This is a genomic window from Krasilnikovia sp. M28-CT-15, from assembly GCF_047159595.1.
GTDB lineage: Bacteria > Actinomycetota > Actinomycetes > Mycobacteriales > Micromonosporaceae > Actinoplanes.
In genome coordinates, this window is record NZ_BAAGAK010000001.1 from 5,478,117 (window position 1) to 5,491,781 (window position 13,665).

General features: G+C 69.2%; 14 protein-coding genes and 1 tRNA gene. 9 read left to right on the forward strand and 6 right to left on the reverse strand.

Annotated elements, in window-relative coordinates:
* Nucleotides 1–96: 96 nt before the first annotated feature.
* Nucleotides 97–1,221, reverse strand: coding sequence for an SPFH domain-containing protein (locus ACMCNO_RS25150; protein ID WP_412751911.1), 1,125 nt, complete (start codon nt 1,219–1,221; stop codon nt 97–99).
* A 17-nt stretch (nt 1,222–1,238) separates the two neighbouring features.
* Nucleotides 1,239–1,490 carry a hypothetical protein gene (locus ACMCNO_RS25155; RefSeq protein WP_412751912.1) on the reverse strand — a complete coding sequence of 84 codons (252 nt, stop codon included), beginning with the start codon at nt 1,488–1,490 and terminating at the stop codon, nt 1,239–1,241.
* Between the two features lie 92 nt (nt 1,491–1,582).
* Between ACMCNO_RS25155 and ACMCNO_RS25160 the strand changes: the two genes are divergently transcribed.
* The 4 genes from ACMCNO_RS25160 (at nt 1,583) to ACMCNO_RS25175 (ending at nt 4,959) form a co-directional block, all read left to right on the forward strand.
* Entirely contained in the window at nt 1,583–2,224 is a 642-nt protein-coding gene (locus tag ACMCNO_RS25160) for an MBL fold metallo-hydrolase (RefSeq protein WP_412751913.1), read from the forward strand.
* A gap of 41 nt (nt 2,225–2,265) precedes the next feature.
* Nucleotides 2,266–2,559, forward strand: a complete 294-nt coding sequence (locus ACMCNO_RS25165; protein WP_412751914.1) for a DUF2637 domain-containing protein — start codon at nt 2,266–2,268, stop codon at nt 2,557–2,559.
* The gene (locus tag ACMCNO_RS25170) at nt 2,442–2,705 is read left to right on the forward strand and encodes a hypothetical protein (RefSeq protein WP_412753930.1); all 264 of its coding nucleotides are present in this window, start codon (nt 2,442–2,444) and stop codon (nt 2,703–2,705) included. Before ACMCNO_RS25165 ends, ACMCNO_RS25170 begins: the two co-directional genes overlap by 118 nt.
* A 940-nt stretch (nt 2,706–3,645) precedes the next feature.
* Nucleotides 3,646–4,959 carry a S9 family peptidase gene (locus ACMCNO_RS25175; RefSeq protein ID WP_412751915.1) on the forward strand — a complete coding sequence of 438 codons (1,314 nt, stop codon included), beginning with the start codon at nt 3,646–3,648 and terminating at the stop codon, nt 4,957–4,959.
* On the opposite strand, the gene ACMCNO_RS25180 is transcribed toward ACMCNO_RS25175, so the two are convergent.
* Nucleotides 4,931–6,190 carry a helix-turn-helix domain-containing protein gene (locus ACMCNO_RS25180; RefSeq protein WP_412751916.1) on the reverse strand — a complete coding sequence of 420 codons (1,260 nt, stop codon included), beginning with the start codon at nt 6,188–6,190 and terminating at the stop codon, nt 4,931–4,933. The genes ACMCNO_RS25175 and ACMCNO_RS25180 overlap by 29 nt on opposite strands.
* Here ACMCNO_RS25180 and ACMCNO_RS25185 point away from each other — a divergent pair.
* The 5 genes from ACMCNO_RS25185 to ACMCNO_RS25205 all read left to right on the forward strand — a co-directional run bounded on the left by ACMCNO_RS25185 (nt 6,143) and on the right by ACMCNO_RS25205 (nt 10,796).
* The gene (locus ACMCNO_RS25185; protein ID WP_412751917.1) at nt 6,143–7,354 is read left to right on the forward strand and encodes a hypothetical protein; all 1,212 of its coding nucleotides are present in this window, start codon (nt 6,143–6,145) and stop codon (nt 7,352–7,354) included. The two genes, ACMCNO_RS25180 and ACMCNO_RS25185, sit on opposite strands and share 48 nt — an antisense overlap.
* A complete protein-coding gene (locus ACMCNO_RS25190) occupies nt 7,351–8,349 on the forward strand; it encodes a thymidylate synthase (RefSeq protein WP_412751918.1) in 999 nt (332 codons plus the stop codon). The genes ACMCNO_RS25185 and ACMCNO_RS25190 overlap by 4 nt, the downstream gene beginning before the upstream one ends.
* Nucleotides 8,346–8,870, forward strand: coding sequence for a nucleoside-diphosphate kinase (locus ACMCNO_RS25195; protein ID WP_412751919.1), 525 nt, complete (start codon nt 8,346–8,348; stop codon nt 8,868–8,870). The genes ACMCNO_RS25190 and ACMCNO_RS25195 overlap by 4 nt, the downstream gene beginning before the upstream one ends.
* Complete coding sequence (locus ACMCNO_RS25200) at nt 8,867–10,096, forward strand: hypothetical protein (protein WP_412751920.1); 1,230 nt, start codon at nt 8,867–8,869, stop codon at nt 10,094–10,096. Before ACMCNO_RS25195 ends, ACMCNO_RS25200 begins: the two co-directional genes overlap by 4 nt.
* A 73-nt stretch (nt 10,097–10,169) precedes the next feature.
* Entirely contained in the window at nt 10,170–10,796 is a 627-nt protein-coding gene (locus ACMCNO_RS25205) for a 3'-5' exonuclease (RefSeq protein WP_412751921.1), read from the forward strand.
* 179 nt (nt 10,797–10,975) lie between these two features.
* Here the strand turns inward: ACMCNO_RS25205 and argG are convergent, their stop codons facing one another.
* The 3 genes from argG to ACMCNO_RS25220 all read right to left on the reverse strand — a co-directional run bounded on the left by argG (nt 10,976) and on the right by ACMCNO_RS25220 (nt 13,618).
* Nucleotides 10,976–12,391, reverse strand: coding sequence for an argininosuccinate synthase (argG, locus tag ACMCNO_RS25210; protein ID WP_412751922.1), 1,416 nt, complete (start codon nt 12,389–12,391; stop codon nt 10,976–10,978).
* Between the two features lie 664 nt (nt 12,392–13,055).
* Nucleotides 13,056–13,127 (reverse strand) — tRNA-Val (locus tag ACMCNO_RS25215).
* A gap of 59 nt (nt 13,128–13,186) precedes the next feature.
* Complete coding sequence (locus tag ACMCNO_RS25220) at nt 13,187–13,618, reverse strand: TIGR02611 family protein (protein WP_412751923.1); 432 nt, start codon at nt 13,616–13,618, stop codon at nt 13,187–13,189.
* Nucleotides 13,619–13,665 lie beyond the last annotated feature (47 nt).

Genomic DNA, 13,665 nt, shown 5'->3' on the forward strand with positions numbered 1-13,665 from the left:
CCTCCCCGCTGGTGGCGACGCCCAAGATAGCGCGCACCGGCACGGGTGGTGTCGGCGCGCGTCCCCGGCCCCTGCCCGGGCCGGGGACGCGCGGGGTCAGGCGGTCGGCGCGACCTTGCCGTGCAGCGGGGTGACCTCGGCCCCGGCCGCCGGTGCCGTGCGCAGGCCCGTACGGATCGTCTCCAGCATCGTCACGCCCTGTGCCGCCAGCGAGGCCACCACCGAGTTGAGGCCCTCGGCGCCGTCCAGCACGGTGACGTTCGCGCCCTGCAGGCCCTGCGCCGCGGCCCGCAGCATCTCCGGCAACTGCTGGATGATCGCCTGATCCAGGGCGATCCGGTCCTGGGCGGCCGCCGCCTCGGCGGAGAGTTTCGTGGCGTCCGCCTCGGCCCGGGCCAGCGCGCGGATCCGCTCGGCCTCCGCCTCGGCCGGGCGCACCACCTCGGCGATCAGCTCGGCCTGGCGCAGTTCCGCGGCCTTCTGCGCCACCATCGCCCGCTCGGCGATGACGTCCTGCTGCGCGCGGGCCGCGGCCAGCGGGCCCGCCTGAGCGGCGGTCTGCTGGGCCTGGTCGATCTGGGCCTGGTACTCCGCCTGGGCGATCGCGGTCTGCCGGGCGTACTCGGCCTGGTGGCGCACGCTCTCCTGCTGGGCCATCGCGCTCTGGCGGTCGGCCGCGGCCTGAGCGACCTTGGCCTCCTGGTCGACCCGGGCCTGGTGCGGCGCCGCAAGGGCCCGGATGTAGCCGACCCCCTTGTCGTCGATGCTGCTGATCTGCAGCGAGTCGACGGCCAGGCCGATCCGGGCCATCTCCGTCTTGCTGGCGTCGACGATCGCGTCGGACAGCGTCTGCTGCTCGCGGATGATGGCCTCGACCGTCATGCTGCCGATGATGCTGCGCAGGTGACCGCTGAAGATCCGGCCCACCAGGGTCGGCATCTGTGTCTGGTCGCCCTGGAACCGGCGGGCTGCCGCAGCGATCGACTCGTGGTCGTCGCCGACCTTGAACGCGATCACCGCATGCACCGCGAGTGTGATCCCCTGCTGCGTGTAACAGTCCTCCATCACCTCCGCCTCCTGCATGGCGAGGGTGAGGCGGCTGGCCCGGGAGAAGACCGGCACGACGAAGACGCCGTGCCCTGTGACGATCTTGAACGGCAACGCGTCCGCACCCCGCTGCTTCCGACCGCTGATCAGAAGCGCCTCGTTGGGGGCGGGCACCCGATAACCGAACACTCTTACAGCCCTTCTTCGACACCGCCCGGGCCCTCGCCCAGCGGCACAGTGGGCCATGGCTCGACGTCGACCTGGCGCGCGCCACGGTTGTTGATGACGAGTACGTCGGTGCCGGCGGGCAGGGCCGTCGCGGCGTACGCGAGGTAATAGTGAGCGATGCCCGCCACCAGGATCCGCACCTCTCCGGGGCGGCCACCGTCGCGGATCCCGGTGACCACCGTGCCGACCCGGCCCACCAACGACTCATTCGCCACGCCTGGATTGTGCACCCCGGCGGCGAGCCGGGGCAGCCCCGCGTCGCCCGCCAATCAGGACCTTTCCGTGCCGGAAGGGGTAGTCTCCGGGCGTGACAGACTACGTCGGTACCGCGCCCGGGGTGCGCGAACTGGCCGCGCTGACCATCACCAAAGCGTCGGTCGGTCCCATGGACAACAACAGCTACCTGCTGCGCTGCCGGGCGACCGGCGCCCAGTTGATGGTGGACGCGGCGAACGAACCCGAGACCCTGCTCAAGCTGTGCGGCGGGCGGCTCGACGCCGTGGTGACCACCCACCAGCACCACGACCATTGGCAGGAGGGGCTCGCCGACGTGGTGGCCGCGACCGGGGCCCGCACGTACGCGGGAGCACCCGATGTGGCGGGCATCGCCGTGCCCACGGACGTGCCGTTGCAGGACGGCGATGTCGTCCGGTGCGGTGACGTCGCCCTCGAGGTGATCCGGCTGACCGGTCACACCCCGGGCTCGGTCGCCCTGCTGTACGACGACCCGGCGGGTGACCCGCACCTGTTCACGGGCGATTCGCTGTTCCCCGGGGGTCCTGGCCGGACAACAAACCCGACGGAATTCGACTCACTCATGACGGACCTGGAGACCAAGGTCTTCGGCCGGCTCCCCGACGAGACCTGGTTCTACCCGGGTCACGGGCGGGACGGCACGCTCGGCAAGGAGCGGCCGGCGATCCAGGAGTGGCGAGCCCGCGGCTGGTGAACCGGTAGGGACTCCTCGGGGTCGGCCCGAGGAGTCCAACTATGAACAACCCCAGACTGGCACACGATTCCTCATCGCACCTCCGAGGCCCGGCGAACCGGACCAGCAGATTGCTGCTTGTCCTGACCGCGCTGTCCGTCGGTGGCCTCGCGATCGTCGCGGGTGCCATCAGCTTCGCGCACATGCGTGAGTTGGCTGCCCATCATGGCCAGGTCGGATGGAAGGCGTACGCGTCCCTATCAGCGTCGACGGCCTGGAGATCGTCGCCAGCCTCTACCTCGTGGCGCAGCGACGTGCCGGGCGGCCCACCGGCTGGATTCCGTGGTTCGCGCTGATCGTCGGTACCGCCGCGAGCCTGACGGCGAACATCGCGGTCGGCGGCGCAGACCCGATCGGGAAGGCGCTCGCCGGGTGGCCGGCATGCGGGACGACGGGCACGGCGTGTCCAATGAGCGCGTCTCGTACCTCCTCAAGATTCTGAAGGCGAGTGACTAACTGCTTCCAGGCGTCGTAGGGGTGAACCACCTCGCGCCGATGCGGCGCACTCCGACGAGGTCGGGGCGGGTGGCGCCGGGCTGCCGTTGGGGCAGTAGGCCCAAGTCGTGGAGGTGGCGTTCGGCTTCGAGCCACCGGTCGCATGGCCCTTCCGTCTGGCAAGTGCGACAGAGACCGGTACTGCTGAGGGTCGCGTGGGTGTTGATGGTGTCGAATGCCGCAGAGATGGCGTCGCGTGCGGAGCTTGCCAGGTAGGTCGTCACCGATCACAACTCCCTCGGCTGTGTTGGAGGGGCGGTCTCGCGAGATTCCGAGCTGGGGCCGGGTCCGGCGAGCCCGCCGGTCGCTCGCCGCCGCAGCGTGGGGGCAAGTACAGCGGCGAGGTGATGGGTTCCATTCATCCGGTGGGTTGGGGTTGCCGCTAGCGGTTGGGCGCGGACACTGGCGGTGTCCGCATCCGAAACTAGTGCGACCCGAAGTGGGGTGGGGTGTTGGTGATCGACGACGGGCCGGGATCAGGGCCGACGGCTCTCGAGGTGGTCCAAGCCGGTGTCTCGTATGACTGGCTGACCAGCGTCGACGGCCGGTTGTCCTGGGTGGAGTCGTCCCCGGAGACCGGCCGGGCGGCGCTGGTCACCTGGTCGAAGGGGTCGATCTCCGTTCTGCCTGGCCGTGGGGTGGGAAGCAGCCTGCACGCCTACGGGGGCATGCCCTACGCGGTCCTGCCCTCTGGCGAAGCGGTAGTCGTTGACGACTCATCCGGGCAACTCACCGGAGCTGCCCTTATCGCTGCCACCGAACACGTCTATGGGGATCTGACCTGGTCGGGCGAAGAACTCCTCGGCGTGCGAGAAAGTGCCGGGGGCGATGAGCTGATCGCGGTCGCCTCTGGGCACTTGCGAGTCCTGCAGAAGACCGACGGGTTCTTGGCATCGCCTCGCGTTTCCGTGGGCCGGCTGGCCTGGGTCCGCTGGGCGGCGGACGTGATGCCCTGGGATTCCAGCGAGGTCTGGGTCGCCCGCTACTCCGCCGGTAGGCGGCTGGCGGACCCGGTGCGGGTCGCCGGTGGCGCCGACGAGTCGGCGTTCCAGCCGCAGTGGGGTCCGGACGGCTGGCTGTTTTACCTGTCGGATCGCACCGGGTGGTGGAATCTCTACCGATGGCGGGACGGCCGGACCGAGGCGGTCGCGCCGATGGACGCCGAGTGTGCCACCGCACCGTGGGAGTCCGGGTACGCCAACTACACGTTCCTGCCGGACGGGCGGATCGCCATGACCGTCCAACGGGGTCCGGCGCAAGAACTGGTTCTGGTGTCCGCCGATGGCGTCGTGAGTCTGCCGGTGGCGTACACGTCGATCAAGCCCTTCCTCGCGGTAGTGGGCGACCGGATCGCGGTAATCGGCGCTTCACCGGCCCGAGCCCAGGAGATCGTGCTGGTCAGCACGGATGGCGCTGGAGGAGTCGAGGTCATCCGGCAAGGACCCGACCAGCAGTCCGGCGACGTATCGGTGCCCGAACTGATGACGGTGGGCCAGGTGACAGCGTTGGTCTATCCGCCATCCGGAGACGCCCGGCCGGCACCGGTCATCGTTCGGCCGCACGCCGGGCCGACCTATCACAGCGATCTGCGGCTGGACGGGGAGGTTCAGTTCTTCACCAGCCGAGGGTTCGCAGTGGCCGACGTCGACTATCGGGGCAGCACCGGATACGGGCGGCCCTTCCGCAAGGCCCTCGACGGGCAGTGGGGCTTGGTAGATGTCGCGGACTGCCAGGCCGTCGCCCAGTACCTGATCGACACCGGCCTCGCGCTACCCGGGGCGGTGCTCATCTCCGGGGCCAGCGCGGGCGGCTACACGGCGTTGCGCGCAGCCTGCGAGGACGGGCCGTTCGCGCTGGCGGTGGCCCGGTCGGCGATCGTGGACCCGCGTCAATGGACGACGACCGCCCCACGTTTTCAGCGCCCGCACGCCGAGATCCTGGCCGCACCCGACGCCGCAGTCCGAGCGGACCAAGTGCGTCGGCCGGTGCTGCTGATCCACGGCGTACGGGACGAAGTTGCCCCTATCGATGATGTTACGGCGCTGGCGGACGGCCTGCGCGAGCGCGGCCTGCTGGTGGGGATGCTGGCGCTGGACGGCGTCGGGCACTACGTGTCGGGCTCCGCGCTCGCGACGGCGCTGGACGCGGAACTCGACGCCTACCGCGGCGTACTCAAGGACGCGGAACTGCCGCCGAGCTGAACAGGACGGGCAGCCGGGTACGGGCGTACTCAGTGACCGCCAGGACGTCGGGTTCACCGAGGTAGGGCTGGAGTTCCGCCAGCATGAGGACGACGCGGTGTGCGGTTCGGAAGGATGCGACCGAGGCAGCGTGGTCGATCGCCTCGCGAGCCAGCACGCAGGCGTGCTCGATCTGCCGGCTGCGCGCCAGCGAGGTGGCGTGCAGGGCGGTGTCGATGGCCAGCCGTCGGACTCGGTGTGGTTCGAGGAGGTCGACGGCTCGGGCGGCTTCGCGTTGGGCGAGTTCGTGCAGGCCGAGGTCGAAGAAGCAGTGGGCCTTCTCGTCGGCCAGGTCAGCTTCCCCGAAGTAGCCGATCCAAGCCGGTTCCTCGCCCGGCCGGCTCCGGGCGAGATCCGTTTCGACTTGCAGCAGCGCGGCGGCGCAGGCGGGTTCGTCGCCGCGGCGGGCGTGGGCGCGGGCCAGGACGGCTCGGCAGGCCGCTCGAACCGCGGGGGTGGTGGCGTGCTCGGTGCCGCGCAGTGCGGCGGCGGCGAGTCGTGCTGCCTGATCGGGATCGCCGCAGTGCAGGGCGAGATGCGCCAGGCTGACCGCGATGAGGTAGCCACCGTAGAGGCGATCCCCCGAACGGGTGGCAATCTCCAAGGCCCGGAGGTAATGCTGTTGCGCGAGCCCGTCGTCGCCTAGGTCGACCGCTTCGTAGCCGGCCAGTTCGAGGCATTCCGTCGCGAGCTGCGGTGCTCGGTCGGTCAGGTCGTCGAGTTGGGCGAGAACGTCGGCGAGGTCCGGATATGTGGATCCGGCCCCGAGTAGGTGGTCAGCGCCGCGAAGCTGAAGGAGCCGATCCGCCGTATCGTCCACCCCGCCAGCCCGTACGCGCCGGGCATCACGGGTGGACGACAGCAGCCAGTCCAGCACCGGCCGGTCAATCGCTTCTGACTGAAAGCCGGCCGCTGTCCCGCTCGCACGTAATGCTCGCTCCCGACGCAAGATCGGTAGCAGCCGGACCAGGCAGCCTTCGGCACCGAGGACTCGGTCGCATTCGTTGACCAGCTCATCGGTGGGCATCCGCTCCGCGGATTCGATCTTGCGGATCAGGTCCTTGTGTACGTAGAGCGCGTTGCCGAGGTCGGCCTGCGACATGCCCGCGGCGACGCGCAGCCGCCGGACTTCGGCCCCGAAGAAGTGCAGCACGGACTGCGCCGGCTGCAATTGCTTGGGGGTCTGGCTCATCGCCACCGCCATCGGGACCGAACGAAACGTCTATTGTCGATGAAACCGCGGACGCACAACAACACCGTCGCCCACGATGGGGACAGCCGTGTTGTCCGCATCAGCCCCCTACCTGCGGCCGGGGCATGTCCGTTCTGCTCGACGTATGCGTATCGGCTACAGCATGTGGGGCTTCCTCGGCCCGGGATCGTGGACACTCCGGACGGTTCCCGCGCCTACCGGCGACCGTTCATCGACGGGCTTATTGCGGCCGGTCACGCGGTGGTGTTCCTCCAACCGGACCGGGACCTGCTCGAGGCCGGGCAGACACCGCGGGGGCGCTACCGATGGGATGCCGGGTGCCCCGACCTCGACGCGATCATCTTCGAGTGGCGGTGGCCGCTGCCTGGCCGCAACACCACCGACTGCGACGCCTCGGGGCATACCTGTGACCTGCATCGGCAGACGGACCTGTTCGACCGCTACACCCGCGCGGGCACTCCGACCCTGATCTGGGACGTTGACCGGCAACTTCCCGGCGACGATCCGCGCCGGCTGTTCCCGAACGTTGCGGTGGGCGAGTTCGCTCTGATGCCCACTCCCGGCGCGTTGTCGCTGCCGTGCCCAGTGCCCGATGCGCTGCTGGACGCGGCCGATCCGAAGCTGCTCGCGAGCCGGTCTCGGCCGGTCTCGCTGGTGTATGTCGGCAACCAGTACGACCGTGACGACGCGTTCGATCGCTACTTCGCCCCCGCCGCCGCGAGCGTGACCCATCAGGTCGCCGGGAAATGGACCCGCATTCAGCGGTGGCCGCAGGTGCGGTTCACCGGCCGGTGCGGCTTCGCCGAGGTCGAGACTTTGCACCGCTGCGCGCTCGCGACCGTGCTCCTTCTTCCCAACCGGTACGCGTACGTCGGCCACATGACCTCGCGCTGGTTCGAGACACTGCTCGCGGGTTGCCTGCCCCTGCTCCCGGCCGAAATCCGCTTCGCCGACGCCTACGCACCCGGCGAGCTTCAGGTCGCCACCGGCCAGGACGTAATCGACAAGCTCGCCTGGATCCAGTCGATCGCCGGCAGCACCGAGCATGCCGACCTCATCGCGGCCTGCCTGCCACTGCTGGAGCCCTTCCGCTGCTCAACCCAAGTCGCCACGGCGCTCACTGTCCTGGAGAGGCTGTCATGATCACCGGACCCGTCTTCGGCACCTTCACCGACGCCTATCTGGCCGTCCTGCGCGAGATCTACGACCAACCCAGCTACTCCACCGTCACCCGGGCCAAGACCGCGATCGAGATCCCGAACGCCAGCTTCACCATCCAGGACCCGATCGCTCGCACCCCGTACGTGGCGGCCCGCCGGGCGAACATCGTCTTCAACCATGCCGAGGCGCTGTGGTACCTCTCCGGCCGCGACGACCTCGACATGATCGCCCACTACGCCCCGCGGCTGCGCGGCCTGTCCGAGAACGGCACGACGCTGACCGGCACCGCGTACGGCCCCCGCCTGTTCGGTGCCAGCCCACCGGACGACCGCTCGCAGTTCGACCGGATCCTGGCCCTGCTCCACGACGACCCGGACACCAAGCGCGCCACCTTGCTGATCATGCGGCCAGACGAGCTCACCGACCAAGCCAACCCGGACGTCGCCTGCACCCTCGGCCTGCAGTTCATGCTCCGCGCCGGCCGCCTACAGGCAAGCGCCTATATGCGTGGCAACGACGCAATGATCGGCCTGTACGGCGACACGTTCGCCTTCACCTTCATCCAGGAGTTCGCGGCTCGCCTGCTCGGCGTCGAGGTTGGCACCTACGCCCACCACGTCGGCTCCATGCACATCAACACGCTCGACCTCGCGAAGGTCGAACGCATCCTCGCCGAACCGCCCCACCCCGACTTCGGGCCTGCCGCCATGCCTTCCGCGACCTGTTGGGCTGACCTGCGAGTCGTCCTGTCATGGGAGGAGCGGCTGCGGCGGGACCAAGTCGCGTTCGGCCCCAACTCGGTCGACCTCGACCGCTACTGGGTGCAGGTAATCGCTCTGTTCGAGGTCCATCGGCAGCTCACCCATCGCCCCGACCAGCCCATCACCCCGGAAGCGCTCGCCCTTCTCCGACCAGGCCATCGCTGGCTGGTCGAGCAGCGCTGGCCCGACCGGATGCCAGCCGGAGTCACGCCGTGACCACCGCCATCGACGTCGACTGGACCTGCTGGACCGTCGTGCTCCTCAAACCCGACTGCGTCGACCGCGGCATCGTCGATCCCGTCCTGACCTGGGTCGGCACCGAAGTCACGCTCGTCGACCACCGGGTGGTCAGCCCCACCGAGCAGCAGATCTTCGCCCACTACGACGACCTACTCACCACCCGCCGCGCCCACTTCACCTGGGTCGACATCCCGGCCGACCTACGGCGCACCTACGTCGGCCGCCGCGTCGGTATCGCGCTCGGCTACGCCCCCAACGCCGCACCCCGACTACGCGACCTGCTCGGCCACTACGACCCCACCCACGCCGGCCTATTCACCATCCGCGGCCGATTCGGTCAGGACTCCCTGCTCCAAGCCCAGTCCGAGTACCGGCTCATCGCCAACGTCATCCACTCCTCCGACGACCCCGCCGGCGCCGAACGCGAATTCGCCATCTGGTACGGCCCCGCTCACCGGCAGCTGCTCCACCCGCCCACCCAAGGAGGCCAACCATGACCATCGCCGCCGGCCCGCGCCTGCTGCCCGTGCTCTCCGACCAGGCCAAAGCCAACCTCGACCCGTACATGGCGCTCATTGTCGGCTACCGCAAATCCGGCCTTTCGCTCAACCACATCATCGGCTGCCCCCTCGACTGCGGCTACTGCGTACGCCACTTCTGGGGCAACTACGACGTCAAGATCCCGCACCTGCTCTGCCCCACCGACCAGGCCATCGAGCAGCTTGTCAACCACCACGCCTTCCAACCCCACGTGACCCCGATCCAGCTGTTCAACAAGGCCACCGACCCGTTCCTCCCCGGCGTCAAACCCCACCTGTTCCAGGTCCTGCAAACCCTCGACCAGCGCGGCTTCATCAACCAGGTCCTGGTCATCACCCGGTTCAAGGTCACCGCCGCCGACATGGCCACCCTCGAACAGCTCCGCCACCTGCGGGTCACGCTGCTGTTCACCTACTCGGGCATCACCGATCACCGCGTCGAGCCGATCGCCAAGAGCAACACCACCCTCACCTCGATCCGCACCGCCGTCAGCCGCAAGCAGCGAACCGGCGTCGTGCTCTACTGGCGGCCCATCGTTCCCGGCTGGAACGACGCCCCGGACACGATGGCCCACGTCCTCGACGCCGGCCGAGACGTCGACGCCATCGTGTTCACCGGCTACTACCACAAGCGCGAAAACGCCGACCACCTGCGCAACCTCGGCGTCAACGTGCCCTACGCCGACGACTACGCCCGCCGGAAAGTCATGCCCGCCGACCTCGACGCCCGCGTGATCAGCGCCTGGCGCGCCTCCGGCATCGACACCCCGCTGTTCCGCAAGACCTCCTGCGGCGTCGCCTACGCCCACGCCGCCCCCGACTACAACGGCCACTGGGGCGTCCGCGAACTCTGCGACATCTGCCCCGCCGCCCAGCAGCAGCGCTGCGCCGACGACTACCGGGAGCCCTCCCCTGGGGACATGGACGCCGCCCTCGCCCACCTCGGCTACCGCACCGACTACCTCATCGAGGACGGTCACGTCTGGACCCATGGCCTCGGCGAACAACGCCGCTACGCCATCCAGCACACCCTGCGCCACCAGATCTGGGAACTCGACCAACCTCACTACCTGCACGCCCACGGCCGCTCCCTCAACGGCCACGCCGCCGACCCCGACCAGGTCGCCGCCCTCGCCGACATCCGCGAGCACTTCGAGAACGCTGCCCGCTACGAGGAAGACTGACCCGGCGACACACTCTCCACTCACATTGCGGCCAGCAGTTGCCGTGGAACACTCGGCACGGAGGTGTAGTCAGGTGGAACTCGTAGCGATCGACCTTGAGGGCAGCGGCGCCCAAGACCGTGACCACGAAGCCATCCTCGAGATTGCCCTCGTCCCCATCATCGACTGGCAGCCCGACGTGGCTGGCGCTTACTGCACTCTGGTCGACCCCCAACGCTCGATCCCCCGCAGGCCCTGGATCTCGCCTGGACTCATCGACGAGCCTCTCCGCACAGCCCCCACGATCGCGACCGTCGAACCCGAGCTGGCTCACCGGATCAACGGGAAGTACCTCGTCGGTCACAACGTCAGCGTCGATTGGCGCCTCCTGCATCGGCGCTGCCCAACCATCACCCCTGTCGGCCTCATCGACACCCTTCGCCTGGCCCGCAAGATTGACCCGAAGGCCCGGCAAGGCCTCGCCACCCTGCTAGACAGGCACGGGCTCACCAGTCAGGCAAACCGCCTCGCGCCAGGCAGCAACACACACCGGGCACTCTGGGATACGGTTGGGGCCGCCCTGCTCCTCACGGCCCTCGCCAGACACCTATTCGGTGACGAGCCAAATGCTGAGGCCCTCCTCGGAGCCGCCGGCATCCCGACCGACAAACCGGCAGCTTCCGGGACCGCCCAATCCAGCCTCTTCGACTCGACGGCCTGAGCTGTACAGCCAGGACTGTCTCGCTAACGAGACAGTCCCCCGTGTCGCCCAGCAAATGATCCGGAAGTTGCTGGCCCGCTTGCACGAGACCATCACCGCCGCCGGCAGCCGCGCTCGGCGCCGAACGCCCGTCGCTGGGCGGGTGGCAGGCCCGCGGCTGGTAGCCGCGGGCCCGGTCGTCAGTCGGTGCCGGACTCGATCGCCGCACGGTCGAGCGCGTCGGGCTCGACGGGTTCGGGTTCCTCACTGCGGGCGATGACCGCCGCGCCGCCGACGGACAGGTCACCGATGATGTCGCTACCCTGCGGGAGCTGGCCGTGCGCGACGTACAGCTCCAGCTTGCTGCGCGAGTCGGCGATGTCGAGGTTGCGCATGGTCAGCTGGCCGATCCGGTCGTCCGGGCTGAACGCCGGGTAGTGGCTGCGCTCCATCGAGAGCTTCTCCGGGTGGTAGCTGAACTGCGGGCCGGCGGTGTCGACGATGGTGTAGTCGGCGCCCCGGCGCAGCCGGATGGTCACGCTGCCCGTGACGGGGAAGCCGATCCAGCGGTCCAGGCTCTCCCGGATCATCAGCGCCTGCGGGTCGAACCACCGGCCTTCGTAGAGCAGCCGGCCGAGGCGGCGCCCCTCGGTGTGGTACATCGCGACGCTGTCCTCGTTGTGGATCGCGTTCAGCAGCCGCTCGTACGCGATGTGCAGCAATGCCATGCCGGGCGCCTCGTACACGCCCCGGCTCTTGGCCTCGATGACGCGGTTCTCGATCTGATCCGACATGCCCAGCCCGTGCCGGCCGCCGATGCTGTTGGCCTCGCGCACCAGCTCGACCGCGGCGGCGAACTCCCGGCCGTTGATCCTCACGGGACGGCCGTGTGTGAACTCCACGGTCACGTCCTCGGCCGGGATGTCCACCGTGGGATCCCAGAACGCCACTCCCATGATCGGGGACACGATCTCCATGGAGGTGTCGAGGTGTTCGAGCCGTTTGGCCTCGTGGGTGGCGCCCCAGATGTTCGCGTCCGTCGAGTACGCCTTCTCGGCCGAGTCGCGGTAGGGCAGGTTGTGCCGGGTCAGCCAGGTCGACATCTCGTGGCGGCCGCCGAGCTCGGCGACGAATTCGCCGTCCAACCAGGGCTTGTAGATCCGCAGGCCGGGGTTGGCCAGCAGGCCGTACCGGTAGAAGCGCTCGATGTCGTTGCCCTTGAAGGTGGATCCGTCGCCCCAAATCGAGATGCCGTCGTCCTGCATCGCCCGGACCAGCAGCGTGCCGACCACGGCCCGGCCCAGCGGCGTGGTGTTGAAGTAGGTCTGCGGACCCGAGCGGATGTGGAAGGCACCGCACGCCAGCGCCGCCAGGCCCTCCTCGACCAGGGCCGCCCGGCAGTCGATCAGGCGGGCCTGCTCGGCGCCGTAGACGAGGGCCCGGTCGGGCACGTCGGCCAGATCCGGTTCGTCGTATTGGCCGACATCGGCGGTGTAGGCGAAAGGAATGGCACCCCGGTCCCGCATCCAGGCGACCGCGACGGAGGTGTCGAGCCCGCCGGAGAACGCGATTCCGATCCGTTCGCCGACCGGCAGTTTTCTGAGGACCTTCGACATGCGGGCAGTGTAAGTGACGCCGATTCCAGGCAGCACCGAAGTCGGCTGGGAATGCCCACGTCCCGCATCAGGGGCTGCGCGGTGACCGCCTGGCTGGTGCGGCGCACCCCGGCCGACTGGCCAGGCCACAGCACAGTCGCGGCGCCGCCGGCGAGTCGGGTGCCCGGCCCGGCAGGGCCTACGACCCGGTCCCCACATTGGAGTACGAGAATGCCGCCGGAGGGGTGCTCGCAGCGACGTCGGCGCGCCGCAGAACATTTTGTTCACCCGGTATCAGGGCAGGAAGAAGCCCGCTCGGAGGCGAAGATGGCCGCGCGATTCCCGACGCGTTTCGTGCGCGAGAACAGTTGAGTGCGAATTGCCGGTACGTCGGCCGTGCAAGAACTGGGCCGCACCGTGCGAGAGGTGTCCACGGGGCCCGACTTGAGGGCCGCGTGCTGCCGTCGCTCCACTGTGCCGCGCAGCCCCCGGCGGTGCCCGGCGCGGTGCCGGTGGTTCCCGCGCAGCCCCACGGGCACCAGGCCAGCGCCGGTCATCGCCGCAGGTGAGATCCGAATGCAGTTCGGGAAGGGCGGACGCCGAGCCGAAAAAGACCTCCGAGATCACTCGGAGGTCTTGTCGTGCCGGGTCGCTACCCGGGCTGATTGCCCGGTCAGGCTGTGCGTGGGCGATACTGGGATCGAACCAGTGACCTCTCCGGTGTGAACGGAGCGCTCTCCCGCTGAGCTAATCGCCCGCAACGCGATCAGACTGTACCGGACGGCCACCCCCGTGCGCGAACCAGGGGTCGGCGCGTCACGCGCCGCCCAGCCAGCCCCACGCGAGCGCGGCCAGGTCGACCCCGAAGCTCAGCTTGACGGACAGCCACACGATCGCGGCGACGAACAGCATGCCCAGGACGCCGATGAGCAGCCGGACCGGCAGCGACTGCCGTTTGGCCCAGTGGGTCCAGTTCTGCACGTGCCGCTTGGTGAACTCGAGCGTGTGCTTCGCCCAGGCGAATTCCAGCGCCAGGATCGCCAGGCCGAGGATCACGATCGCCCAGCCGGGTCCGGGGAACGGGATGAGCACGATCCCCAGCGCGACCACGAGGCCACCCACGACCCCGATGCCGACCTTGAGGGCGAGCCGGCCGCTCGGGTTGGCGCGGATGCGGTGCAGCAGACCGACGGGACCGTGACTCTCGTCCGTACGCGGCGCTTCACTCACGCGGTCGGTTCGGGGCATCTGATCACTTTCGAGGCGCGGACTCGTCGGCGGTACCCGTCGGCGGC

Coding starts and splice junctions, on each gene's coding strand:
- ACMCNO_RS25165 (WP_412751914.1), top strand. CDS start 2,266: ATGAACAACCCCAGACTGGCACACGATTCCTCATCGCACCTCCGAGGC.
- ACMCNO_RS25170 (WP_412753930.1), top strand. CDS start 2,442: ATGGAAGGCGTACGCGTCCCTATCAGCGTCGACGGCCTGGAGATCGTC.
- ACMCNO_RS25180 (WP_412751916.1), bottom strand. CDS start 6,190: ATGAGCCAGACCCCCAAGCAATTGCAGCCGGCGCAGTCCGTGCTGCAC.
- ACMCNO_RS25190 (WP_412751918.1), top strand. CDS start 7,351: ATGATCACCGGACCCGTCTTCGGCACCTTCACCGACGCCTATCTGGCC.
- ACMCNO_RS25200 (WP_412751920.1), top strand. CDS start 8,867: ATGACCATCGCCGCCGGCCCGCGCCTGCTGCCCGTGCTCTCCGACCAG.
- argG (WP_412751922.1), bottom strand. CDS start 12,391: ATGTCGAAGGTCCTCAGAAAACTGCCGGTCGGCGAACGGATCGGAATC.
- ACMCNO_RS25220 (WP_412751923.1), bottom strand. CDS start 13,618: ATGCCCCGAACCGACCGCGTGAGTGAAGCGCCGCGTACGGACGAGAGT.